This is a genomic window from Niabella sp. ZPM-14, from assembly GCF_055693045.2.
In genome coordinates this window covers 3,538,733-3,563,232 of sequence record NZ_CM181148.1, presented here as the reverse complement: position 1 = coordinate 3,563,232, position 24,500 = coordinate 3,538,733, and the positions used below count along the sequence as shown (strand labels likewise).

20 protein-coding genes are annotated in these 24,500 nt (G+C 47.3%); 7 read left to right on the top strand and 13 right to left on the bottom strand.

The features are described from left to right. Positions 1 to 35: 35 nt before the first annotated feature. The 3 genes from ACU37H_RS15130 to ACU37H_RS15120 all read right to left on the bottom strand — a co-directional run bounded on the left by ACU37H_RS15130 (position 36) and on the right by ACU37H_RS15120 (position 3,632). Positions 36 to 857, bottom strand: coding sequence for a DUF1835 domain-containing protein (locus ACU37H_RS15130; RefSeq protein ID WP_472706191.1), 822 nt, complete (start codon positions 855 to 857; stop codon positions 36 to 38). Between the two features lie 85 nt (positions 858 to 942). Continuing rightward, entirely contained in the window at positions 943 to 1,671 is a 729-nt protein-coding gene (locus ACU37H_RS15125) for a class I SAM-dependent methyltransferase (RefSeq protein WP_472706193.1), read from the bottom strand. A gap of 20 nt (positions 1,672 to 1,691) precedes the next feature. Then, positions 1,692 to 3,632 carry a DNA topoisomerase IV subunit B gene (locus tag ACU37H_RS15120; protein WP_472706194.1) on the bottom strand — a complete coding sequence of 647 codons (1,941 nt, stop codon included), beginning with the start codon at positions 3,630 to 3,632 and terminating at the stop codon, positions 1,692 to 1,694. Between the two features lie 802 nt (positions 3,633 to 4,434). Here ACU37H_RS15120 and ACU37H_RS15115 point away from each other — a divergent pair. From ACU37H_RS15115 to ACU37H_RS15105, 3 genes are all read left to right on the top strand, one after another. Then, entirely contained in the window at positions 4,435 to 5,163 is a 729-nt protein-coding gene (locus ACU37H_RS15115) for a glycoside hydrolase family protein (protein WP_494407560.1), read from the top strand. 108 nt (positions 5,164 to 5,271) lie between these two features. Further along, positions 5,272 to 5,553: a glycoside hydrolase family protein gene (locus ACU37H_RS15110; RefSeq protein WP_472706197.1), complete on the top strand. Its 282-nt coding sequence runs from the start codon at positions 5,272 to 5,274 to the stop codon at positions 5,551 to 5,553. A 78-nt stretch (positions 5,554 to 5,631) separates the two neighbouring features. After that, the gene (locus ACU37H_RS15105; RefSeq protein ID WP_472706199.1) at positions 5,632 to 6,615 is read left to right on the top strand and encodes a bestrophin family protein; all 984 of its coding nucleotides are present in this window, start codon (positions 5,632 to 5,634) and stop codon (positions 6,613 to 6,615) included. A 73-nt stretch (positions 6,616 to 6,688) separates the two neighbouring features. Here the strand turns inward: ACU37H_RS15105 and ACU37H_RS15100 are convergent, their stop codons facing one another. Together ACU37H_RS15100 and ACU37H_RS15095 are read right to left on the bottom strand one after the other, a co-directional pair. After that, on the bottom strand, positions 6,689 to 7,108 hold the full coding sequence (locus ACU37H_RS15100) for a type II toxin-antitoxin system VapC family toxin (RefSeq protein WP_472706201.1): 420 nt from the start codon (positions 7,106 to 7,108) through the stop codon (positions 6,689 to 6,691). A gap of 7 nt (positions 7,109 to 7,115) precedes the next feature. Beyond that, complete coding sequence (locus tag ACU37H_RS15095) at positions 7,116 to 7,373, bottom strand: DUF6364 family protein (protein ID WP_472706202.1); 258 nt, start codon at positions 7,371 to 7,373, stop codon at positions 7,116 to 7,118. A 452-nt stretch (positions 7,374 to 7,825) separates the two neighbouring features. Between ACU37H_RS15095 and ACU37H_RS15090 the strand changes: the two genes are divergently transcribed. The 4 genes from ACU37H_RS15090 (at position 7,826) to ACU37H_RS15075 (ending at position 13,324) form a co-directional block, all read left to right on the top strand. Continuing rightward, the gene (locus tag ACU37H_RS15090; protein ID WP_472706204.1) at positions 7,826 to 10,186 is read left to right on the top strand and encodes a 3-hydroxyacyl-CoA dehydrogenase/enoyl-CoA hydratase family protein; all 2,361 of its coding nucleotides are present in this window, start codon (positions 7,826 to 7,828) and stop codon (positions 10,184 to 10,186) included. 31 nt (positions 10,187 to 10,217) lie between these two features. After that, positions 10,218 to 10,658 (top strand): ribosomal maturation YjgA family protein, encoded by a 441-nt coding sequence (locus ACU37H_RS15085; protein ID WP_472706206.1) that lies wholly within the window; start codon positions 10,218 to 10,220, stop codon positions 10,656 to 10,658. A 151-nt stretch (positions 10,659 to 10,809) separates the two neighbouring features. Then, complete coding sequence (locus tag ACU37H_RS15080; protein WP_472706208.1) at positions 10,810 to 12,504, top strand: glycoside hydrolase family 32 protein; 1,695 nt, start codon at positions 10,810 to 10,812, stop codon at positions 12,502 to 12,504. Between the two features lie 160 nt (positions 12,505 to 12,664). Next, positions 12,665 to 13,324 (top strand): peptidase M10, encoded by a 660-nt coding sequence (locus ACU37H_RS15075; protein ID WP_472706210.1) that lies wholly within the window; start codon positions 12,665 to 12,667, stop codon positions 13,322 to 13,324. Between the two features lie 6 nt (positions 13,325 to 13,330). Here ACU37H_RS15075 and ACU37H_RS15070 read toward each other — a convergent pair whose 3' ends face one another. The 8 genes from ACU37H_RS15070 to murD form a co-directional block, all read right to left on the bottom strand. Continuing rightward, positions 13,331 to 14,257 (bottom strand): TIGR01777 family oxidoreductase, encoded by a 927-nt coding sequence (locus ACU37H_RS15070; protein ID WP_472706212.1) that lies wholly within the window; start codon positions 14,255 to 14,257, stop codon positions 13,331 to 13,333. 155 nt (positions 14,258 to 14,412) lie between these two features. After that, positions 14,413 to 16,332 (bottom strand): cell division protein FtsZ, encoded by a 1,920-nt coding sequence (ftsZ, locus tag ACU37H_RS15065; protein WP_472706214.1) that lies wholly within the window; start codon positions 16,330 to 16,332, stop codon positions 14,413 to 14,415. A gap of 175 nt (positions 16,333 to 16,507) precedes the next feature. Continuing rightward, positions 16,508 to 17,890 carry a cell division protein FtsA gene (ftsA, locus tag ACU37H_RS15060; protein WP_472706216.1) on the bottom strand — a complete coding sequence of 461 codons (1,383 nt, stop codon included), beginning with the start codon at positions 17,888 to 17,890 and terminating at the stop codon, positions 16,508 to 16,510. A 62-nt stretch (positions 17,891 to 17,952) separates the two neighbouring features. Beyond that, positions 17,953 to 19,260 carry a cell division protein FtsQ/DivIB gene (locus tag ACU37H_RS15055; RefSeq protein WP_472706218.1) on the bottom strand — a complete coding sequence of 436 codons (1,308 nt, stop codon included), beginning with the start codon at positions 19,258 to 19,260 and terminating at the stop codon, positions 17,953 to 17,955. 1 nt (position 19,261) lies between these two features. Further along, positions 19,262 to 20,647, bottom strand: a complete 1,386-nt coding sequence (gene murC / locus ACU37H_RS15050) for a UDP-N-acetylmuramate--L-alanine ligase (RefSeq protein ID WP_472706220.1) — start codon at positions 20,645 to 20,647, stop codon at positions 19,262 to 19,264. Positions 20,648 to 20,675: 28 nt separating this feature from the next. Continuing rightward, the gene (murG, locus tag ACU37H_RS15045; RefSeq protein WP_472706222.1) at positions 20,676 to 21,767 is read right to left on the bottom strand and encodes an undecaprenyldiphospho-muramoylpentapeptide beta-N-acetylglucosaminyltransferase; all 1,092 of its coding nucleotides are present in this window, start codon (positions 21,765 to 21,767) and stop codon (positions 20,676 to 20,678) included. Further along, positions 21,760 to 23,070 carry an FtsW/RodA/SpoVE family cell cycle protein gene (locus ACU37H_RS15040; protein WP_472706224.1) on the bottom strand — a complete coding sequence of 437 codons (1,311 nt, stop codon included), beginning with the start codon at positions 23,068 to 23,070 and terminating at the stop codon, positions 21,760 to 21,762. The genes murG and ACU37H_RS15040 overlap by 8 nt, the downstream gene beginning before the upstream one ends. Positions 23,071 to 23,161: 91 nt before the next feature. Beyond that, complete coding sequence (gene murD, locus ACU37H_RS15035; RefSeq protein WP_472706226.1) at positions 23,162 to 24,499, bottom strand: UDP-N-acetylmuramoyl-L-alanine--D-glutamate ligase; 1,338 nt, start codon at positions 24,497 to 24,499, stop codon at positions 23,162 to 23,164. Between the last annotated feature and the right edge of the window lies 1 nt (position 24,500).

Genomic DNA, 24,500 nt, shown 5'->3' with positions numbered 1-24,500 from the left:
GAAGATCGTCATGGCGCGCCAGGTCATATTGCTGCTTAACTGCCAGCGTTCGCTCCTGCAAGTTTAATGTCGAATGATTTCCAATCCTTGTTGACTTCGCCTTCGGCCAAAAGCGTTCCTTTCTCGATCAGCGTCCTGATCCGCCACATTAAAAACACGTCGCCGGTTTTGATCTGCATCCGGTGCAATGTGTTCTGCAATACGCGGGATGCTTTCTGCCATTCGTTCGTCATGTTCTTCAGGATCTCTGCATCGTAAAAGTCATTGCCCTTGCTGACGATCTTTTTGCCGCCTTCGAGCATCCTTACCATCGCGTTTTCCTGCATCAACTTGCTCCACTCGTCGGGATCCACTTCAAACTCGCTTAACGTGATCGGTCTCGCGAGCTTTTTGGCTTTCAGAAATTCAGAAGGCATGATTTCGCTGAGCCAGGAGGGATAGAATATCTGTCCTTTCTCGTTGATGAAGGGAAGATTGTTCATATACAGTACCATGACCCGGCCCTGGAATTCGCGCAGCTGGGGCATCAGCCAGTAGTAACCACATACGTCATGCTGGTTTTGTCCCATCCAGATCCAAACCTCTTCTGCTTCGTTTTCTTCCAACGTTTTGAGCAGCTGGTGCACGGTTAACTTATCATCCACCAGGTCGGTTTGTTCTTTGTAAGGGGAATTTTCCAGCAACTGCTTCCACCAATCGCGGCGTTGCTGATAACCCTCGGTCTCATACAGGTCGGCAATGGGCCCCACTGCATAGTCATCCTTAATCTGTATCAAGTTACCGGCGAGGGTCTCATCCAGCTCCTGCACCTTTTTCATTACCTCAACTTCTGCCTCGTTAAAAACAATATGTATCATTCTTTACCTAATATTTAAAAGCGCAGTGATGCCCACAAGTATCTGATGGTGGTTGCTGATCACAACGGCTCAGCTGATTGCGCAATTAATCCTTTTTAATTTTGATTGCTAAAAACAAATAGTTATTGGCCGCAGCAACGACTTCATATTTTACATAAAAACTATCCGCAAATATCTGAAATGCCCGGAATTCATGGGTCGGTACTGCAAATTCATCAAACATAATAATATCACCATCTTTCAAAAAGCGATACACCTGCGATAAAGTGAACAAGGTTGCCGAAAATATATCGGCGTCCATGTGGATCAGTTTCCGCCGGCTCCCGTCATATTGATCAAGAAAGGGAATCAGCGTGTCCTGGAACAATCCTTTATAAAAGGTCGCGCGCGGATCTGTTACACCAATCGATTCTAAAGACGCCGCCATCGCTCCTTTGCCAAAGGGACCAAAGGCTTCAGGTAACCCCTCAAACGTATCGAAGCCGTAGAACCGGGAATCTTCGTGGGTCTGATGTTCCAGCCACCAGCGAAAAGACGATCCCGAGGATACGCCAAATTCCAGGTAGTCGATAGGCGTGTCCGCCAACCCTTCCCCCTGTAGTATACTTTGATACAGATTGATCCTGCGGCTGTAGTCCCAATCGCGCTGATACCAGTCGTTATAGCCACTAACCACGTGCTGGCTTCGCCACCGGCTCAACATACTCATGTAGGTCATGTTGAGCAATCCGGCTTCAAGCGCACCGGACATCCGGTGCAGGTTCCAACGCATGAAGATGGATTTCGACTTGCGTATCAAATCTAATCTGTTCAAAGGGCAATATTTTATTGTTCTTAAGCTACTGCTTGTTCAGGCACCGCCTGCGAGTCGGTGGCTGCGTTATGCGCCTCCTCCTTGTCTATCTCTACCACCAGGTTGTTGATAATAAACTCCTGCCGCTCCATGGTATTTTTTCCCATATAATATTCCAGCAATTGCTGAATATGATCACCATGCTCCAATCGCATCAGTTGTTTGCGCATATCAGATCCGATAAACTGTGCAAACTCTTCCGGACTTATTTCTCCTAAACCTTTAAAACGCGTTACTTCCGGCTTACCGCTGAGCTTCCGGATCGCAGCCTTTTTTTCGGATTCGCTGTAGCAATAGATGGTTTCTTTTTTATCGCGTACACGGAACAACGGCGTTTCCAACACATATACTTTCTCCTGCTTCACCAGGTCGGGAAAGAACTGAAGGAAAAAGGTCATGATCAGCAGGCGGATGTGCATGCCGTCCACGTCGGCATCGGTTGCAATAACAATATTATTGAACCGCAGCCCCTCCATTCCTTCTTCAATATTTAACGCATGCTGCAACAGGTTGAACTCCTCGTTTTCATACACCACCTTTTTGGTCAGGCCAAAACAGTTGAGCGGTTTACCACGCAGGCTAAACACAGCCTGGGTCTCCACATTACGCGCTTTGGTAATGGAACCGCTGGCACTGTCTCCCTCGGTAATAAAAATGGTCGTCTCGTTTTGCTTCTCAACAAACTCTTCTTTGTTTTTGGAAGGCGCATCATCATTCAAATGAAAACGGCAGTCACGCAATTTTTTATTGTGGAGATTGGCTTTTTTAGCCCGCTCATTGGCTAGCTTTTTGATACCGGCCAGATCCTTTCTTTCGCGTTCACTTTGCTCAATACGTTTCTTCAACGCATCAGCGACTGTTGGATTTTTATGCAGGTAATTATCCAGCTCACGGGCAAAGAAGTCGCCTACAAACTGGCGCATACTCGGACCGTTGATATCTACATTCTGAGAACCCAACTTGGTCTTCGTCTGGCTTTCGAACACCGGTTCTACCACACGCACGCTGATAGCCGCAACAATACCTGTACGGATGTCCGAAGTTTCGTAATCTTTTTTATAAAATTCGCGAACCGTCTTCACGAAAGCCTCGCGGAACGCCTGCTGGTGGGTGCCCCCCTGTGTGGTATGCTGGCCGTTTACGAAGCTGTACAACTCTTCACCATAATCATTCCCGTGCGTCAATGCTACTTCGATGTCGTCGCCTTTCAGGTGCACGATCGGGTAACGGATCTCATCAGGATTGGTCTTTCTTTCCAGCAGGTCGAGCAAACCATTCCGGCTGATGTAGGATTTACCGTTAAAAATGATCTTCAGACCCGCATTTAAGAAACAATAGTTCCAGATAAGATTCTCGAGGAATTCATGATGAAACTTAAAATTTTTAAATATCGTGTCGTCCGGTATAAAAGTGACCATCGTGCCGTTGCCTTCGCTGGTCTTGCTTTCCTTGTGCTCCTTAACAAGCACGCCTCTTTCAAACTCGGCCACTTTTTCTTTCTCTTCCCGCACAGACACTACCTTGAAGTGATTGCTTAAGGCATTTACGGCTTTCGTACCCACGCCATTCAATCCCACTGATTTTTGAAAGGCCCTGCTGTCGTATTTGGCACCGGTGTTGATCTTGCTTACTACGTCCACTACTTTTCCCAACGGAATCCCGCGGCCATAATCGCGCACCGTCACGGTTTTCCCGTCGATCGTCAGTTCAATGGTTTTTCCGTATCCCATGGTATATTCATCGATACAGTTATCCATCACCTCTTTCACGAGGACATAAATTCCATCATCAGGACTACTGCCGTCGCCTAATTTTCCGATATACATACCCGGCCGCAACCGGATATGTTCTTTCCAATCGAGGCTCTTGATACTATCTTCATCATAATTGCTTCCGGGCGTAGTTACCTTTTCCTTAGCCATTTATCAATTCCTTTTTTTATTATTTATTTTCCGGGCGTGTCCCGCTCGCCTCCACTCCAACCTCGCAGGTTTTTTTAAACCTGTGAGGTTTTCCCCGCGCATCAAAGCGGGCCGGGCTGCTACAGGCTGCGGCCCTTCGGGCTGCCAGCCTCCGGCTGCCACCTTTCGCATCCCTCACGCAAGCGAACGCAGTATGGCCCCCGTTTATTCATTATATTTCAATGTGCCATTTCCCTGCACAACGCGCAAATATAATAAAACTCAGTACCCCGCAGGACCCGAAATTTGCACAGGGTGTGAAGAAAAGTATGCCTTCCGTATGGGATAGCCACCGGGATTTTTGTCCTAACTTTTATGAGAGCATTGTTTCGAGCGGGGCCAGTGAAGCCAGGCTTTGCAAGTGGGGCCGCTTGTCGCTGTTTTCCGTTTTCAGTTAGCTACTATATCTTATTGCTCCACTCAAGACGTCCTTCCAAACCCAGCTCAACATTTTTTATATTTCATTGATCATTAGCGTTATAATATACAAAATTTAAAACATAATCCCCTTCCGGAGGAGGATAAGCTTTTATTCATCTCATTTGTTCTTGCCGATATCGTTGCGCTTAAAGTCAGGCGAGGTTCTGCTCCGCCGTTCCGCTACAATCGCACAAATTTTAAAAAACCCAGATTTACAACCGAGCACCAACGGATTGCACTATCGGGGACTGAATGCGAAAGCTATACGCCCCTTTGCCAGTGATACGCCCGCTGAATTTATTTCGAAATAAAAACGAAATATGTTTTGATGTATTTTTATTCCATGGAAAGACGGTCATTTATCAAACAGTTATCAGCCGGAATCTTATTGCCTGCCTTTTACAACCCGCCATCACTGACTAAAACATCGCTTAACAGCAGCTTCGCTGATAAGCTGCTACCGGCCATTAAAGGCGGTGGCTTCATGATGGACGATTATTGGGTGTGGGATCCATCAGTGATAAAGGGCGAAGACGGACAGTATCACATGTTTGCTTCGCGCTGGCCTAAAGAGATCGGTTTTGGTAAATGGGTCACCAATTCAGAAATCGTAAGAGCCGTTTCCAACAAACCGGAAGGGCCTTATGTCTTTGCGGAAGTAGTGCTGGCGCCGCGTGGCAAAGAATGGTTTGACGGACTGACAACGCATAATCCGCGGATCACAAAATACAAGAACGAATACCTGCTGTATTATATGGGAACCACCTACGACTTCCCGGTGCCTGATGACAATTCTGATACATGGGCCGACGGAAGAGCACAAAAAGCATGGATGAATAAAAGAGTGGGACTGGCTGTAGCGCCCAGCATTACCGGCCCGTGGAAACGTGTCGACAAGCCCGTTATCACACCCAGGCCCGGAAAATGGGATGCCACCATCACTTCGAACCCCTCGCCCGTCATAAGGCCCGACGGAAGTGTTTATTTAATGTACAAGTCGTCCTCAAAAGACCTCACACCGCCTTTATTATTAGGCGCTGCCCTTTCCAAACAGGGTTATAAGGGCCCGTAACAGCGGCTTTCAGAAAAACCGGTATTTGATTTTAACAGCAGTGCCCAAAAAGAAAATGACGTAGAAGATCCTTTTGTCTGGTGGGCGGGCGACCATTACGAATTGATCATGAAAGACCGGTTCGGGCATATATGTGGTGAAGAAGGCGGAGGCATCCACGCCACATCAAAAGATGGCGTGCAGTGGAAATTGTCCGATCCTGTAAAAGCATATTCGCGCATTATTAAATGGGATGATGGCACTGTCACAAAACAGGCAAATTTTGAACGTCCCTTCTTACTGTTCGAAAACGGCAAGCCTACGCATCTGTTTGCCGCCACCGGATCTGGTTCAAAACCCTACCAGGTAGATAAAACCTGGAATATGGTAATGCCGCTGAAACAGGAATAAGAATGACTGCGCAGTAAACAACAACCAACCAATGGCATTGGCCCACTTCTTTAAATACCTCACTTATAATAATTAACCATGTATACTACCCGCTTTATCCGATTGAAATATTTAGTGCCCAGCACTTTTTACCCGGTGTTCATCCCTATGATATCCAGTGTCCTGGTGTATATCCTCCATGTGACATTGGGATACACACACCTTACGCTACCGCTCCTTCCTATAACGCTTATCGGTACGGCAGTATCTTTTTATGTCGGTTTTAAAAACAACTCTTCCTACGATCGCATGTGGGAAGCCAGGCGCATCTGGGGCGGGATCGTGAACGCCAGCCGGATGTGGGGCACCATGGTGATACAACTGGTGAAAGACAAAGAAAAGAGCCGCGCCCTCATCCACAGGCATATCGCCTGGTGCAACCTGCTTCGCCTGCAGCTGAGAAAGAATAAAGTCTGGTCCGAAAAATATTATCAGCGATACACAGCGCCATTGCAGAGAGATCAGACAGACAGCTTTGAGCAAAAGGCGGAGCGGATATTGAGCAAGTACGTCTCGCGCGAAGATTATACACTCGTTCAAAAAAAGGGAAATATCGCCAGCTACTTATTGCACCTCCAGAATACTGATCTGAAGGCGATGAAAGAAGACGGCACGATCGACGCTATGGAGTACATGACCATTTGTAATATTGTGCAGGAACTGTATAATCATCAGGGTGGTTGCGAGCGCATCAAAAATTATCCATTCCCCAGGCAGTATGCGGTGTTCAGCCGGCTGTTTGTCGACATCTTCATGTTCATTCTGCCGTTTGGTCTGATCTCCGAAATTTTGAAAGTGACGCCGGAAGCCCCTTGGTTGCTGTTTCCTGCCTGCCTTATAGTTGCCTGGATATTCAACTGGATGGAACAGGTGGGAGACTTTAGTGAGAACCCTTTCGAAAATGCAGTGACGGACGTACCTATGTCGGCTATGTGCCGCAGCATTGCGATCGACCTGCAGGAAATGATGGACGAGCAGGAGGTTCAGGAAAGATTGAAACCGGTGAACGGGATATTGATGTGAGGCGCGGACTAAAAACTTCTATGCTCTTTCGGCCCCGGTCAGGTACTCGGTGGTCCGTCAAATGACATTCAAGTCACTTGACGTAAAAGTTCATGAGAAACTGATGTGCTGTAAATACCTGTACGCCTGAAAAATAAAAGTCTTTGGTGTTTTCAGTAACAATACAGTTGCAGTTGGCATTTACCGCTGCATAATATTGCAGACCATCTTCAAAGTCCTTAACTTTTGTATCAGCGGCCGCCATTTCAACCTCTTTGTTGCCGCAGTCTGCTATTGTAAAATGCTTTGCCAGTAATAAGATCTTTTCCTTAGCTGCCGCCGTGCCATGCTTTTTTTCAGCAAAATAGTAAGTGATCGCAAGGCAAACCGCCGTGGTTTTTAGTTGGTGGCTGTGACTGGTAGCCCAGCTCAACACACGGGAAGCATAAGTAAACAAGGGATATTCCTTATTTACCACGGCGATCAATATGTTAGCGTCAATAAAGATGTTCAAGCTTCCATTATTTGCGGCTCTTAAAAAACTCGGCGCGCTCTTTTTCGCTTAGCCCTGAATGCTTGTATTCGGCGGGGCCCTCGGCGACAGCGCTCACCCAGTCTTCAATGGGAATATGTTCAATATCGCCCTGCAGGCCGGTAGACATGGCTTTTTTTAATAAAATTTCGGTAAGCCGGGAAAGACTTAATCCCTTTGATGCTGCATAGGTTTTGGCCTTCTCGATTACAGTAGCATTAAAGCTCAAGGTTACTTTTGCATCCATAAACTTCTTTTATACGACAAAGATAAAAAATCTGTACGTACAATCAATATGCGTTCATAAATTGCCTGAGATCAATTCCGGATCTATACCATTCTTCTCATAAAATCTTATCTTCATACAAGATAGTTGTTTAGCTAACTAAATGGATCCTCACAGTGAGCGGGACCGATGACCAACGTGTGGAAAAACGGGCCGCTGCAAGGATCACACTGAGGTTGGACTGAATAGTTCGACATACGCGGCCCAGGTTTAAAGTACAGCGTAGGCGGCCAGGATAAGGGAATGTAAAAGGGATCGGGATTCAGGACAGATCGTTTAGAGAGCATATGCAGTCATTATTAAAATAAAATCGATTGAAGCACTGCGAGATATGAATGAAAAGCAGTTGCTTACACATCTCAGGCTCCAGGAAAGCCAAACAATTTCGAACCTGCAAGCAGTAAAAAACCAATATGAAAAGAATCATTAAAAAAGTAGCGGTATTGGGAAGCGGCGTCATGGGCTCCCGTATTGCCTGTCATTTTGCCGGAGCCGGAGTGCCCGTATTGCTGTTGGATATCCCCGCTGAAGGAAATAATAAGAATAAGATCGTCAATGACGCACTGGCCGCTGCTGTTAAAAGCAAGCCGTCGCCCGTGTATACCCCGGATGTTATTAAAAGGATTAGCACGGGAAACTTTGACGACAATATGAAAGACATTGCCGGTTGCGACTGGATCATAGAAGTGGTTGTAGAAAGGCTCGACGTCAAGCAACAGGTCTTTGATAAAGTGGAACAGTATCGTAAACCGGGAACGCTGGTTACCAGCAACACTTCCGGGATTCCCATTCACCTTATGACCCAAGGCCGGAGCGATGACTTCAAAGCCCATTTTTGCGGCACCCATTTTTTCAATCCGCCACGATACCTGCGCCTCCTGGAGATCATTCCCACCAAAGACACATCCGTTGACGTCGTTCGCTTTTTGATGCACTATGGCGACGTGGTATTAGGAAAGACCACAGTCCTTTGTAAAGACACGCCCGCATTTATCGCCAACAGGATCGGCGTCTATAGCATCATGTCTATTTTCGCTTTGGTGGACAAAATGGACCTGACGATCGATGAAGTAGAAGCGCTGACAGGTCCGCTGATTGGCCGGCCGAAGTCTGCTACTTTCAGGACCGCGGATGTAGTGGGCATCGACACTTTGGTGAAGGTCGCCAACGGAGTGTATGATAATTGCCCGACCGACGAAGCCAGGCACATCTTCAAGATCCCGGATTGGCTCAATCAGATGGTTGACAATAAATGGCTCGGCGACAAAACAGGGCAAGGCTTTTTCAAGAAACTACCACCAACTCCGGAAGGCGATAAGCAAATTCATGTACTTGATCTGAAGACGCTTGAATATAAACCCCGCGTCAAACCAAAGTTCCAGAGTGTTGAAGCCGCCAGGCTGATAGAAGATCTGCCTGCAAAGCTGAAAACACTGGTTCAGGCGAAAGACAAGGCCGGCGACTTTTTCAGGCATTTTCATTATGGATTGTTTTCCTATATCAGTCATCGCATACCCGAAATAAGCGATGAGCTATACCGGATAGACGATGCTATGAAGGCCGGATTTGGCTGGGAGGTCGGAGCCTTTGAAACCTGGGACGTACTGGGGGTGGGGCGCACCATTGAAGCGATGAAAGAAGCTGGCTACAGCGCTGCACCCTGGGTCGAGGAGATGTTAACCGCGGGACATAAAAGCTTTTATAAAGTTGAAAACGGCAAAACGCTATTCTACGATATCACCACAAGAAACTATGTGCCTGTACCGGGCGGTGATGCGTTTATCATATTAAAGAACTACAGCGATCAGTTGGTCTGGAAAAACGGCAGCTGCAAGTTGTATGACATTGGCGATGATGTAGTCGCGTTGCAATGGCAAACCAAAATGGGCACCATTGGCGGCGACGTGTTGAGCGGCATACAAACGTCCATAGAAAAAGCAGAGAAAGATTTTAAAGGGCTGGTAATTGCCAATGATGGTACCAATTTTTCGGCCGGGGCCAATATCGGCATGATCTTCATGCTGGCCGTGGAACAGGAGTATGACGAGCTGGACTTTGCCATCCGTGCTTTTCAGAATGCAATGATGCGGGTACGTTATTCAAGCGTCCCTGTTGTGGTAGCCCCCCATGGTTTAGCGCTGGGTGGCGGTTGTGAGTTAAGCCTCCATAGTGACAAGATATGTGCGGCGGCTGAGACCTACACGGGGCTTGTCGAGTTAGGCGTAGGCGTCATCCCCGGCGGCGGCGGCACTAAAGAGTTTGCCCTGCGCGCCGCAGATGAAATGCACCAGGGCGAACCGGAGAATATCACGTTGCAAAACCGCTTTTTGACGATCGCCACGGCTAAGGTAGCCACATCGGCGCAGGAAGCATTTGACCTGGGGATCTACAGGAGAGGCCTCGACGAAGTGGTGATCAACGAGGACCGGCGTATTGCTGAAGCTAAAAGAAGCGTGATAGATCTTTTTGACAGCGGCTACGTGATGCCGGTACAGCGCAGTGACATCAAGGTGTTGGGACGCAGCGCGCTGGGCGCCTTGCTGGCAGGTATCCATGGAATGCAGCAGGGAAACTATGCTACCGAGCACGACGCCAAAGTAGCACGAAAACTGGCTTACGTAATGTGTGGTGGTGATCTGAGTGAGCCAACGCTTGTATCAGAACAATACCTGTTAAACCTGGAGAGAGAAGCGTTCTTATCACTTTGTGGTGAAAGAAAAACGCTGGAGCGCCTGCAAGCTGTCATTAAAACGGGCAAACCGATCAGAAACTAAAAGGTTACGGGCACCCGTCAAACCGATAACTTTGGCAGCTTATCGTAATATCATGATGTTCAGGTTCCATACGAGATACTTCTTGTTCTTTATACTGCTGTTCGTAATAGAGATTTTGATAGCGCTCTATGTCCACGACCGGATCATAAGGCCCTATATGGGCGATGTACTCGTGGTCATAATGATCTACTGCTTCCTTAAATCCTTTGTAAGAATACCGGTTCTTAATGCGGCAGTTGCGGTGTTGCTATTTTCTTTTTTAATTGAAGCACTTCAATTCATGAACATTGTCGAAAAGGTAGGGCTTGCAGACTCTGCGTTTGCAAGAACGGTGATCGGCACGTCATTCGCCTGGATGGATATAGCAGCTTATACCGTAGGTTTTATTCTCATACTCATTCTTGAAAAAGTATTTCAAAAAAGAATAGGTACAGCCACTCAGCCTGACCGGCCCATTCACGGTTCGAGATAAAGCCCCAAGCTTGCCTTATCTGCTCTCATTGCATCTAAGCAGCTGCCAGCCATGCAATGGCCGATCCGCTTATCACCTGATTGCTGGATGCTTAAACTATTTGTATTTTTAGCCTGTCACGGATTTCTTCTTAAACTATGCATGTATCACTATGACTAAAGCAACTCTAAACGTTCTTTTTTTTCTTTTACTATGTCTTCCTGGCTTTGCCCAGGATCCACCTTCAACAAAAAATATCAGTACTTACTTTACGGCTGATAAAAAATACCTCGTGCTCCCGGTTAAAAACGGCGCGCCCAAGCGCAACCTGGAATTATGGGTAGACGGGATCAACACCCGGTTCTGGGATATGGAATTAGCCGAAAATGATCCCGATTGGTATGCATATATGCGTATCGATCATTGGAAAGGAAAACCTGTTGAGCTGAGGGTCGATAAGGTGGCCGCCAGTTCAAATGTCTTTAATCCAGTGATACAAAGCGATAAAGACACCAACGCTAATGAATACCGGGAAGACCTGCGCGCACAGTTTCACTTTTCACCAAAGCGCGGCTGGACCAATGACCCGAACGGCCTGGTCTTCTTTGGTGGCGAATATCACTTATTCTTTCAGCATAATCCCTATGGCCGGAATTGGGGCAATATGACCTGGGGCCATGCCGTGAGCACTGATCTGATCCACTGGAAAGAATTGGACGACGCCATTCACCCCGACCAGGGTGGACCGGTATTCAGCGGTGGCGCGGTGGTGGATGAAAACAACACAAGCGGATTGGGAATACCGGGTCAACCTGCCATGGTACTGTTTCATACGGGCGCACGGGGTTGGGGCCAGTATATGAGCTGGAGTACGGATGGACGGACTTTCCGGCAGTATGGTAAAGCCGTCGTTCCGAGAATTCATAAAGACAACCGCGATCCTAAAGTGATCTGGCACGAGCCGACCAAAAAGTGGGTTATGGTTTTATGGGTAGAACGTGGTAATAACGAGCAGCACAGTATACAATTTCTGACATCACCCGATCTTAAAAACTGGACACCGGTAAGCATCACCTACGGAGGAGTCGGCAATGACCGCTATCTTTTCGAATGTCCCGAATTTTATGAATTACCGGTGGAGGGAATGAACGGTGTGAAAAAATGGGTATTGACAGGCGCCAACTCCGAATATGCCATTGGCACATTTGACGGCATACATTTTAAGGGAGAGGAGAAAAGGCTCCAAAATCAATATGGGCGCGACTTTTATGCATCGCAGACATTCAGCAATGAACCGAAAGGACGCCGCATTGAAGTAGGTTGGTGGCGCACCAATACCGCGAAGGGCGACCTCCCATTCAATCAATCTATGAGCTTACCTCTCGAGCATAAACTCATCAAAACGGCCAAAGGCATCCGGCTGACAAGAATGCCAGTGAAAGAGGTGGAACAATTGCGAGGTAAAGCCTACCGGCTGGGATCCGGCACAATCAAAGAAAACGGTGAGAACCTTTTAAAAAATATCCTCATTGAGCTGGCTGAAATGCGCATGAAGATTGATCCCGGCAAAGCGTCGGAAGTGGTCATTGATGTACGCGGCGTTCCTGTAAAGTATAAAGTGAAAGAGCAACAATTAACAGTAGATGGCGTAACGGCGCCGGTAGCATTGCAAAACGGGAAACTATCGCTCGTGATCTACGCAGACCGGACAGGTGTAGAGATCTTTGCTAACGACGGACAGGTGTTTATGCCAGTTAACATTAACATTGCGAATAGTAACAGAAGTTTGTCTTTGTCTGCTAAAGGCGGGACTGCAAAGGTGTCCGGGCTTGAAGTGTATGAATTGAAAAGTATCTGGCATGAATGATCATACAGTTCGATGGCAGGTTGATCTTTTCTGAAATATTGGATGAGTGTCGGGTACACGTCGATAGCGCTACCACTTGCCCACAAGCTTTGCCGCGCTGCATTTTCGGAAGTTTGACCCTGATGGGCTGCGCAAAGCTTTAATTTACTAATTTCAGTGCATGGGCACTGTTGAAATAGTAAATAATCAGACAATAATTGTTTACTCGCATCTTATCACTTATGGTAATGGCGCTGACAACGATATAACCGAACAAATTCGGGATGAGATCGAGACGATGTGGAACGAGCCGAAAGGAAAGGTCCGGTTTAATGACAAGCTTTACTCCGTTCGGTTTACAATAACAGCAGCCTGTCAACCGATGCTCAGTCCTGAGGAGATCATGGGAAACGATGATCCGCGCAACAATTATTTCAGGATAGAAGCCTTCGCACACGGCAATATATCGTTTGTGGATGGCATTGGATGTAACACTGGCTATTTCAAACTGGAGAATTTGTATAAGGGTTCTACGACGGCCGCTCATGAATATGGTCATACGCTCGGGCTGGAACACCCGTCGGACCTGGATCTTCGCGGCAAAGGTGCACCGGGCATTATGTATCCAAGGGGCACTTTGGTGAACCCGGAATTTCAGTACGATCCGTCGGTGCCCGCAGGCACCAGGGGCGGCACGCTTCATCCGATGTATCGAAAAGTTCTCGAAAGTGATATTGCTTTATTAAAGATACAGCCTCCCGGCTTTATTCATCAGCAAGCGGTCATCGGCGATTTTAGCAGCGTATGGCATCCCGATCATAAAGACATTGGTTTTGCGTAACCATGTCTACCGTTCGCCGGCCAGCTGCTCCATAGCTGAATGAATGGTCGGATAGGAAAACTGGAATCCTGCTTCCTGAACCTTACTACTGCTAACCGTGGAGCTTTTCAACACCTCTACGCTCATTTCGCCTAAAGCCAGTCTGAGCGCCACTTCCGGCACAGGCAGTGTGATATAAGAGCTGCCGCGGACCGCCCTTGCCAGCTCCTGTACTAGCGTTCGGTTAGACACCGGATCCGGTGCTACCGCATTATAAACACCTTCCAAAGAGGCATCTGTCAGCGCCTTGACATACAGGTCCACCATATCATCGATATGGATCCAGCTTACGATCTGCTTGCCAGATCCCAGAACACCTGCAATGCCGAATTTCAAAGGACGCTTGAACTCTTTGAGCGCCCCGCCTTCGTTGCTTAACACAATGCCCGTGCGCAAGATCACGAGGCGGATATCTGAATCAGTCACCGGTTGAATAGACTGTTCCCATTTATAACAAGTTTCGCCCAGGAAATCTTTGGCGGCAGGCGATGATTCTTCAAAAGGTTCAGGATTGGGAACGACAGGATCAGCCTTGTACCATCCGATAGCCGAAGCGCTGATGACGGCTTTGACCTTATGATCGGTGGTCTGCAAAGCCGTTGCAAGCAGGCGTCCGCTTTTGACGCGGCTGTCCACGATTTCCTGTTTGCGCTTTTCGGTCCATCGCTTTTCGCCCACATTGGCTCCCGCAAGATGAATAATGTAGTCGGCCTCCGCCACTGCTTCTTTATCGATGGTCTGGCTGTCCACATCCCAATGAGCATAGGTTATGCCTTCCTTTACCCGGGCTTTACCTCTGGTAAGTATAGTCACTTCATAGCCCATTCCAACGAGCTTATTGGCCAGCTTTTTACCAATGAGCCCTGTGCCGCCAGTGATTAAAACGGTACCCATATGTTTTGATTTATCTTAAGATTGAGTAATGATCTGCCGATTATCGGGAATAAGTCAAATACCATGCAACAAAACCGCTCCATTAAAAAAAACCCCCGCAAAGCGGGGGCAACAACTATAAAACTAAACCAAACTCCACGTGAAAGTTCAAAGGATTAATCTGGCTTTTTACCGTCCAGAAAGGTATTAATGGTATTGATCTGTCCGTGGTTCTGGTCATCTGAAGACACTTCAAATTTGCTGTAATAGCTTTCGATATGCGAGGTATTGTTCTTTAATTCCATATTGCGCCTGATGTAGGCAGGTACATTTTCAAATTCGTCCGTGGGATCGTTAGAGTTTACATTGAATGAAAGGTTTCTCAATTTCTGAATTCTCTCCAACTGTCTGCGGCGCTGCATCTCTTCTTCTTCATATGCTTCGTTCAGCGCGTCGATCGTAGGCTCTGCTTCTTTTACGAGGTTGATAGTCGTTTTCTGCACCTCTTCAGTCACCTCTGTTTTTTCGTATACTTTTATCTCATCTTTCGCAGGCTCCTTCGCTTCTTTGTATGCTTCTCTTTTCTGAACAACAGGCTGCTCTTCTTTCGCCTCTGCATAAATATTTGCCGGCTTCGAGAGGTAACTTCTAACTGGCTCCTCTTTTTCCGGCATTTCCCCGGGCTCTTCTTTTTCAGCTTCTCTAGAAGTTTCCAAAATGCGCTCTCCCGGAACTGCCGGCGAATAGAACACATCTGCAGCTTTATCTTCCACTACAACTTCTTGCTCAAACTTTTCCACGTCTTTCACAAACTTCAGGTCTTCATTTTCCGGGCTGAGCAGGTAAGAATGTACTTCATTATCTTCTTCGGTATCTTCCACTACATCTTCAACCGTGGGCATGGGAGCATCCATGAAAGAAAAATCTTCAACCAGCTTTGGCGCCATAGGATCAGGCTTCAGTTCGATGGGAGCCTGAACTTCCTGCACGACCTGCGGCGCTTCTGCCACGGGCTCTGCTGGTGGAGGAACTACTGCTGCCTGCTGTTTTGAAGATTCTGAATGTAATTTCATTACAATTTTACCTTCTGCCGCTTCCTCTTTTTTCAGCACAGGCTTAACGAAAGGGTCTTTGTTCTCAAAACCGGTAGCGATCAAAGTAATACCAATCTGGTCGCCTAAAGTACTGTCATAACCCAAGCCCAGGATCACATCTGTATTGTCACCGGCATGGCTGAGCAGGTAAGACTGGATCACTTCCACCTCATCCATAGTGAACTCATGTTCTCCTTCGGCTGAGTTGATATTGATCAGGATCCATTTTGCCCCTTTAATATCATTATCATTCAGTAACGGCGAGCTTAATGCTTCTTCAATAGCTTGCTGCGCCCTGTCTTCACCTCTTGCAGCCGCATTGCCTAAGATAGCTCTTCCGCCATTTTTCATTACGGTGCATACATCGGCAAAGTCAACATTGATCTGCCCGGTACTGTTGATCACGTCAGTGATACATTTCGCTGCGGTCGCCAACACGTTGTCTGCTTTTTCAAACGCTTCGCGCATTTTCAGATTGCCATACTGATGACGCAGCTTGTCGTTGCTGATCACCAGCAAAGTATCTACATATTGCTTTAACTGGCTGATACCTTCTTCCGCCTGCTGCTGACGCTTCTTGCCTTCATAAGCAAAAGGAGTCGTAACGATACCGACTGTCAACACGCCCAGATCTTTACAGATCTTCGCAATGATCGGCGCTCCGCCCGTTCCGGTTCCGCCGCCCATGCCCGCTGTGATGAAAGCCATTTTGGTATTTACTTCCAGTATTTTCCGGATCTCTTCCAAAGATTCTACTGTCGCCTGGCGACCGATCTCGGGATTGGCGCCCGCACCGAGCCCGGATGTTAACTGGGGGCCTAATTGTATTTTGTTAGGTATTTTGCTGTTAGCGATCGCTTGCGCATCCGTATTACAAATAATAAAATTCACGCCGTCTATATCCTGACTGAACATGTGGTTGACAGCATTTCCGCCGCCACCGCCTACACCTATCACTTTCAGAATAGATGATTGTTCGCTTGGTAAATCGAATTGTATCATAACTTAAAATTTGAGGCTGCCGGAGCCTAGTTTACAAATGGGTTGGTAAGAATCCTTACTCCGGTTTTCCCTCTCCCGCCTCTGTTGATAACAGCTGCCGGAGAAGGAAAACAAGGTTTAAGGTGGTTATTGAAAAAATTTTAAAGAACTGTTTGATGAGAACGGAGCAAAAGAATTAATGCAACTGCTCGTCTCCTTCTTCTGCGAAGATCTTGATCAGACCATCTTTGAACTTACGCCAGAAGCCATCGTTCAAAGTTCTCTTCGGCTTTGTGGCCACTTCTACTGCAGTTTCTTCTTCCGCTTCTTCGGTCTCAGTTTCGGCTGTAGCGCCTTTCAATCCTTCCGGCACTTCTACACTGATAAAGCTCTTCTCAAATACTTTTCTATTATTCTCATAATCGTCGCAACCTTTTAAGATCAGACCCAGACAAGTGGAATAGGTTGGTTTGGCCAGTTCTTCAATATGCCCTGCAGCCAGATGCTCATTCGGCAGCCCGATACGTGCCGGCATGCCCGTTACATATTCTGTCAGCTGGATCAAATGTCTCAATTGCGAACCGCCCCCTGTCAAAACGATACCACCATTTAACTGGCGATTGTCCATCCCGATTTGTTTTAAATGGTAGGTAACAAAATCAAGAATTTCGCTCATGCGGGCTTGTATGATATTGGCCAGGTTTTTAACGCTGATCTCTTTGGCAGGCATGCCTCGCAGACCGGGAATAGTAATATACGCATTGGCTTTAGCTTCGTTGGCGAGCGCGCTGCCAAACTGCGTTTTCATTTGTTCGGCCTGGCTCTTTAACACACCCAAACCGGTCTTAATATCGTTGGTGATATTTTCTCCGGCAAAAGGAATCACGGCTGTATGGCGCAATACACCTTCTGCAAACACTGCGATATCGGTAGTACCACCGCCAATATCAACAATAGCAACGCCTGCCTCCAGATCTTCCTGCGCCATCACCGCCGCGGCAGATGCTAAGGGTTGTAATACCAGGTCCTTGGTACGCAATCCTGATTTCTCCACGCTCCGGTTGATATTGCGGATGGCGTTTTTATCACCTGTGATAATATGGAAGTTGGCGCCCAGTTTCACACCACTGTAACCGATGGGCCTCACAATGTTGGGCATATTATCGACCGTGTACTCCTGGGGAATCACATCAATGATCTGATCGCCTGCAGGTATATACGTTTTGTATTGCTTGCTGATGAGCAGGTCTACTTCAGCCTGCGTGATTTCTTCTTCCTCACTTTCGCGCACGATGTCACCTCTTGTCTGAAGGCTCTTGATGTGATGACCGGCAATACCCACATATACATCGTTGATGTTGAGATTGGGGTTTAAAGAAATACAATTGTCGAGTGCCTGCCGGATCGCCTTAATGGTTTCGTCAATATTCAGTACCTGTCCATGCTTTACACCATTGCTATTGGCTTTACCAAACCCAAGGATCTCCAGCTTGCCAAACTCGTTCTTTCGCCCGGCAATAACCGCGATCTTGGTGGTACCAATATCAAGGCCTACAATAATGGGTTGTTCGGAATTCATAGTATATCGTTTTTTAGTTGTTTCAATTTTTATGTCGTCCAGCAGGGCTCTTTATTCGCGGATCATCCCTTCTTTTTCGTCGTCGTCTTGCTCGTTGTCTTTTTTGAATCTGCCTTTTTTACAACGGGCTTTTTAGTATCAACTTTTGATCCACTTTTTGAGGTTGCTTTCTTTTTTGTATCTGTTTTTTTTACGTCTTTTTTTGTTGTTTCTTTTTTGCTATCCTTCTTAATCTCTTTTTTAGCGGGACTGCTTTTTTTATCAGCTGCTTTTGTCTCTGTAGCCTTTGAAGCTGTAGCACTATTCTCTTTTTTTGCAGCCACTGTTGCCGCTAATGCAGCAGCAGCAAGCGTTTCATCTTGTTCACCCGGTATCTTTTCGTTGTTCTGCAAATAAAACAGGGAGTCTTCCACAGAATCGCCGGCCTGGAGATACCCATCCACATCAGCTGAAGAATCCGCAGCCATCGGAGCCGCATAATCCAGCGATGGCGCCACCTGCACCATTTCATTATACTGCCTTGACTGCTGCAACAGGTTCTCTATATTTTTTCTTAACTGCAGCGAATCGACCTTCGTATACTTTTCTTTGATACCGATCACCTGGCCATTGTATTGCACATCGATCTTTTGATACTTATCAAACCCGGTACGCTTCAGCACCTGATCGTAGAACAGGTAGAGCCGGTGAAACTTGGACGTGATATCTGATCCGTCGCCAAGATCCACTTTGTGATTTCCCACTACCGGCACCATCTCCATGTTCCAGCAATCTTGTCCGCAATGATTGATATCGACCTGCGCTACCTGCGCGTTCCAAAACGGATCACTGTTGATGAAAGAGGCCGTTGCAATTACATTCTGTATCAGCGCGCTGTCGGAACCGTTCAAGACCTTTTTAGAAGGATAGCCTGTAAACACCGGAAGATCGAGACTTACCTTTTCGGACAATGGAATCTGCTTGGCTGCTTCGTCGATATAGAAGGACGCCCCTTGGTCGGTGAACACGCGGGCCAGCGGCTTGCGTTCGGTAACATTCGCGTGAAGGATATCATTGTTATCGAAATACAGATCCGCATTGTACACCCACGAGCTCTGTTCCAGCAAATCTTCGATCAGCGGCAAATGAAAATCAGACTTCTTTTGTCCTTTGATATCGCCCTTCATGGCGCTCTTCAGCAAATCGACAATATGCTCTTTGGACGTGAACAGCATATCCTGTTTGAAACCTTCTATCTCGATCTCGTATCCTTTGCAGACGCCGGCCTCCTGCACACGCATGGCGGCCGTGACCACGGTCACCATGCCCGCTGCTACACCTAACCACATCAGGGTCAGAAAGAATCTCTTTATGGCTCTTTGTCTTTTCACATTAATTCATTAAAAGCTGTTGTACCGGTGTTACCAGCTGATCAATGTCTCCCGCACCGGCGATGATCAGCACATCTCCGGATGTCCTGTTTCTATTGGCCGCAAAATCACTCACCCATTGCAATAAGGCTTCCTTAGTGAACATTGTTTTCTCTGCTCCTTCGATCTGATCCAATATTATATGACTGGTAACTCCTTCAATCGGAAGTTCGCGCGCAGGATATACCGGTAGTAAAATGATATGATCCACCTCACTGAGCACCTGGGCAAATGCTGTTGCAAAATCACGGGTCCGACTAAATAAATGTGGTTGAAAAATTAATGTACATTTTCTGCCGGGGAACAGTGATTTTGCACTACTTATCAACGCTTTCAGCTCTTCAGGGTGATGAGCATAGTCGTCAATAAATACCAGGTCTTCCTGGTTGATGATATACTCGAATCTTCTTTTCACGCCTTTGAAACCAGCCACAGCGTCTTTGATCGCTTCGTCCGCTATATCCAGGCTGTGGGCCACCGCGATGGCGGCCATCATGTTCTCAACATTGTGCATCCCGCCCATGTTTAAGCGAATCCCGCGGATAGTATGATCGCCGAGTATCGCATCAAAATCATATCCTCCATCTTTCAGTACCACGTTAGATGCGTGGACAGTAGCGGCTTCATCTTTCAGACTGTAGGTCTGCGTCCGGTCTGCCTGCAGGCTTTCTTCGAGGCGGACTTGCTTCAGAAGTAACCCACCCTTTTTTACTTTTCCTGCGAACTGCCTGAAAGCATCTTTAACATTCTCCTCGGTCCCGTAGATGTCCAGATGATCGGCGTCCATCGCTGTGATGACAGCCACATCAGGACTTAACTTCAGAAAACTGCGATCATACTCATCTGCCTCAATCACACATACATTATTATCGCTGCTCCAGAAATTGGTTTGGTAATTGGCCGAAATGCCTCCCAGGAATGCATTGCATCCATACCCGCTGGCCCGAAGTAAATGCGCGATCATGGTGGAGGTGGTCGTCTTGCCGTGCGTACCTGCCACGCAAATATTGAAAGAGCTTTCGCTAATAACCTGGAGCATGTCACTTCTCTTCACCACCGCATATCCATGATCCTGGTAATAAAGTAATTCTTTATGATCCTTCGGAACAGCGGGCGTGTACACGACGTAATCCGCACCTTTATCTAACTGCTCCACATCCTCTTCAAAGTGGATCGACGCCCCTTCTTTTGCCAGCTGACGGGTGATCACCGTTTCAGTCCTGTCGTACCCACTCACTTTTTTACCGAGAGACAAGAAGTACCGGGCAATCGCGCTCATGCCAATACCGCCTATACCGATAAAGTAGATGGCTTGAATGTCATTTATATGTTTGCGCGCGTTGCTCATTGCTCTGTTAAGACGATTCTTTTTATTGTTATTGAATATGATTCCATATTTCTCTGGCCACCCGGCTGGCCGCGTCTGTAATAGCGAGCCCGGCCAGGTTATGGCTCATTTCATTTCTTTTAGTGGCGTTTGCCGCCAGCTCGATGGCGACGTCCACAATGCGGCTGCCTGCCTCTGCGTCTTTTACCATCCATGCAGCGTCCTTTTTTACCAACTGCTGCGCATTGACAGTCTGGTGGTCTTCTGCAGCAAAAGGGTATGGCACAAAGATGGCTGGCTTCCTGGTCACGCATATTTCCGCAACAGTCATCGCCCCTGCTCTTGCAACTACCAGGTCGGCTGCGGCATAAGCGTGTTCCATGTTGGCTATGAAAGCTCCGGCCCAAACCTCTTGATGCTCCACTGCTTTATGTTCGGCTTCCGCAGCCAGGCTCTTGCCCGTCTGCCAGATCACCTGTAAACCATGTTCCACCAACCGATCGATGCCATCGAGTATTGCCTGGTTGATCGACCGGGCACCCAGCGAACCACCTACTACCAAGAGCGTTGTTTTATCTTCCTGCAGGCCAAAGAATTCCAATGCTTCTTTTTTGCCGATGGATGTCGCGGCAATAGATTCACGAACCGGGTTGCCGGTTACGATGATCTTGTTAGCCGGGAAAAAAGACTCCATGCCATCCGTGCCTGTGAAGATCCTGGTAGCACCTTTGCCCAGCATTTTATTGGCTTTCCCTGCAAAAGAATTGGATTCGTGAATGAACGTTGGAATCCCTTTTGCCTGTGCATGTTTCAACACGGGGAAAGTGGAGTATCCGCCTACACCAATCACTGCATCCGGCGGGAACTGCCTGAAGATCTTCCTCACCTGTAAAAAACTCTTGATGATCTTCAGAGGCAGACCTATATTTTTAATTAAAGAACTTCTGTTTAAACCAGCGATATCGATCCCAATGATATTATAACCTGCTTGCGGCACGCGATCCATTTCCATCTTGCCTTTTGCTCCCACAAACAGAAACTCCGTGTCAGGATGCAGCTGCCGGATGGCATTGGCAATCGCAATAGCGGGAAATATATGTCCCCCCGTACCTCCGCCTGCTATGATTATTTTTTTACTCACTCTGGTCGTCGTTGTTTGTTTCTTTTGCGTTTGCCACCGTCGCTGGCTCCAGGCTTTCTACATTCCTGGAAACGCTCAGGATAATTCCGATGGCCAGACAGGTAAACAGGAAGCTCGATCCTCCCATACTTACCAGCGGTAATGTCACACCGGTCACGGGGAACAGGTTCACCGTAACCGCCATATTAGCGAGCGCCTGGATGGCCAGTGTAAAACTTAAACCCAATGCCAGGAACGCCCCAAACGCGAAGGGACATTTTTTAAATATCCGGATGCATCGGTATAGGAAAACGAGATACACAAATACCAGGAATGCACCGCCTATAATGCCGTATTCTTCGATGATGATGGCGAATATGAAATCGTTATATGCCTGCGGCAAATAATCGCGCGTTGTACTGTTGCCGGGACCTACACCAAGAATGCCCCCTTTGGCAATCGCGATCTTTGCCTGGTTCACCTGGTACATCTCATCGTTATCCGCTTCTTTCCCGCCGTAGATAAAGTTTTCTACCCGATTGACCCAGGTTCCGACACGGGCACCGAGTCGGCCTGTCTTTTTATTCTCGGTCGTAACGACTTCTTCTGTTGCCGGGGCTTCCGCGCCTTTGTCAGAAGCGTGCTTCGCTACGGCCGCAATGATCAACATGGTAATCGGGATCAATGCGACACCGATGACCAGTAACAAGTGTTTGGTATTGACACGCCCGATGAAAAGCAGGATCATGCAACTGGCGCCGAGCAGCAGCGCGGTTGATAAGTTGGCCGGCGCAATGAACATACAGGTGATGCCAATAGGAATGATCACCGGCAGAAAGCCTTTTCTGAAATCCTTGATCACCTGTTGCTTACGGCTTAGTAATCTGGCTAGATACATGAACAGCGCCAGTTTCGCCAGGTCCGATGTCTGCATCGTCATGTTGATCAATGGCAACCTGATCCACCGGCTTCCTTCGTTCATTTTCACACCAAAGAACAGCGTATAGAACAGCAGCGGAATACTGAGAAGAAAGAGTATCCACGCGAGCTTGGAGTAGATCGTATAATTCACGCGGTGCGCAAAGTACACTACTGCAAAACCAAGGAGGATAAACATCACCTGCTTGAAAAGATAGATCTCGGTATTGCCTTTATAGTTCTTATATGCCAGCGACCCTGTAGCGCTATATACCGCGAGAAGCGACACCAGCGTTAACAATACCACTAAAGCCCAGATCACCTTATCGCCACGGGTATGCCGGTTGAGATTGTCCCGCCAATCCGTTGACTGTAGCGTCTTTGATATTTCAGTTGTTGCAGACATTTAATAGTTACTTAGATGTATGGTACTTAGTATGGAAATTGTTTTTATGCTTTTCGTTTACGTCCATACTAAACACCAAAATGTTTCAGGTTTACAGATCGATCACGGCGCGTTTGAACTGCTGTCCCCTGTCTTCATAATTTTTAAACAGGTCAAAACTTGCACAGCCGGGGCTCAGCAATACCACATCACCTTTTTCAGAATAGCTGAATGCCGCTACCACCGCTTCTTCCGCGCTGGCCGTGTCAATGATCACCGGCACCGCACCCTCAAAAGCTTCGTGGATCTTTTTATTATCCAGGCCCAGACATACGATCGCTTTTACTTTTTCCTTTACCATATCCATCAGCAGGCTGTAATCATTTCCTTTATCAACACCACCCAGGATCAGTACAGTAGGCTTGTCCATGCTTTCCAAAGCATACCAGGTAGAGTTGATATTGGTGGCCTTGCTGTCGTTGATAAACTCGACACCCCGGATCACCGCTACATGCTCCATGCGGTGTTCCAGATTTTGGAAGGTCTGAACCGCTTCGCGAATTTTTTCCTTGCGAATCTCCATTGTTGTTCCAGCCAGGCAACCTGCCATAGTATTATATTGATTATGTTTACCCTTTAACGTAAAGTCGTACACGCTCATCGACATAAAATCGTCGCCTGTTCTAACGTACATATCGCCATCCTTAATAAATGCTCCGCTGTTTTCGTGTGCCATACTAATTGGTAATTGTTTTGAGTTAATTTTAAATTGATCGATATATTTCATTGTTACTTCATCATCCATATTGTAAATGAAGTAATCGCCTGCCTGTTGATTCTCTGTTATTCTGAATTTACTCTTTATATAATTTTCGAAATTGTAATCGTAACGGTCCAAATGGTCTTCGGTAATGTTGGTCAAAACAGCTATATCCGGCCTGAACTCAATAATATCATCCAACTGGAAGCTACTCACCTCGACTACATATACCGGCTTGGGATCTAACGCCACCTGCTTTGCGAAGGACTCACCGATGTTCCCTACCAGCGCGGCATCAAGGCCGCCTGTCCTGAGAATGTGATAGATGAGCGAGGTAGTGGTGGTCTTACCGTTACTGCCTGTTATAGCCACTATCCTGCTGTCGCCTTTGAACCGGTATCCCAGTTCAATCTCGCTGATCACCGGAATTCCTTTTTCACGAATCTTCTTTACGACTTCATTCTTTTCCGGTATGCCGGGGCTTTTGACCACTTCCGAGGCCTGGAGGATCCGGTCAATACTATGCCGGCCTTCTTCCCACTCAATGCCAGCGGCATTGAGCTCGTTACGATATACTTCTTTCAAAGAACTACCATCTGACACAAAAACATTGTATCCTTTTTGCTTGGCCAGCAAAGCCGCTCCCACACCGCTTTCACCACCACCCAGAATCACGATGCTTTTCTCCATA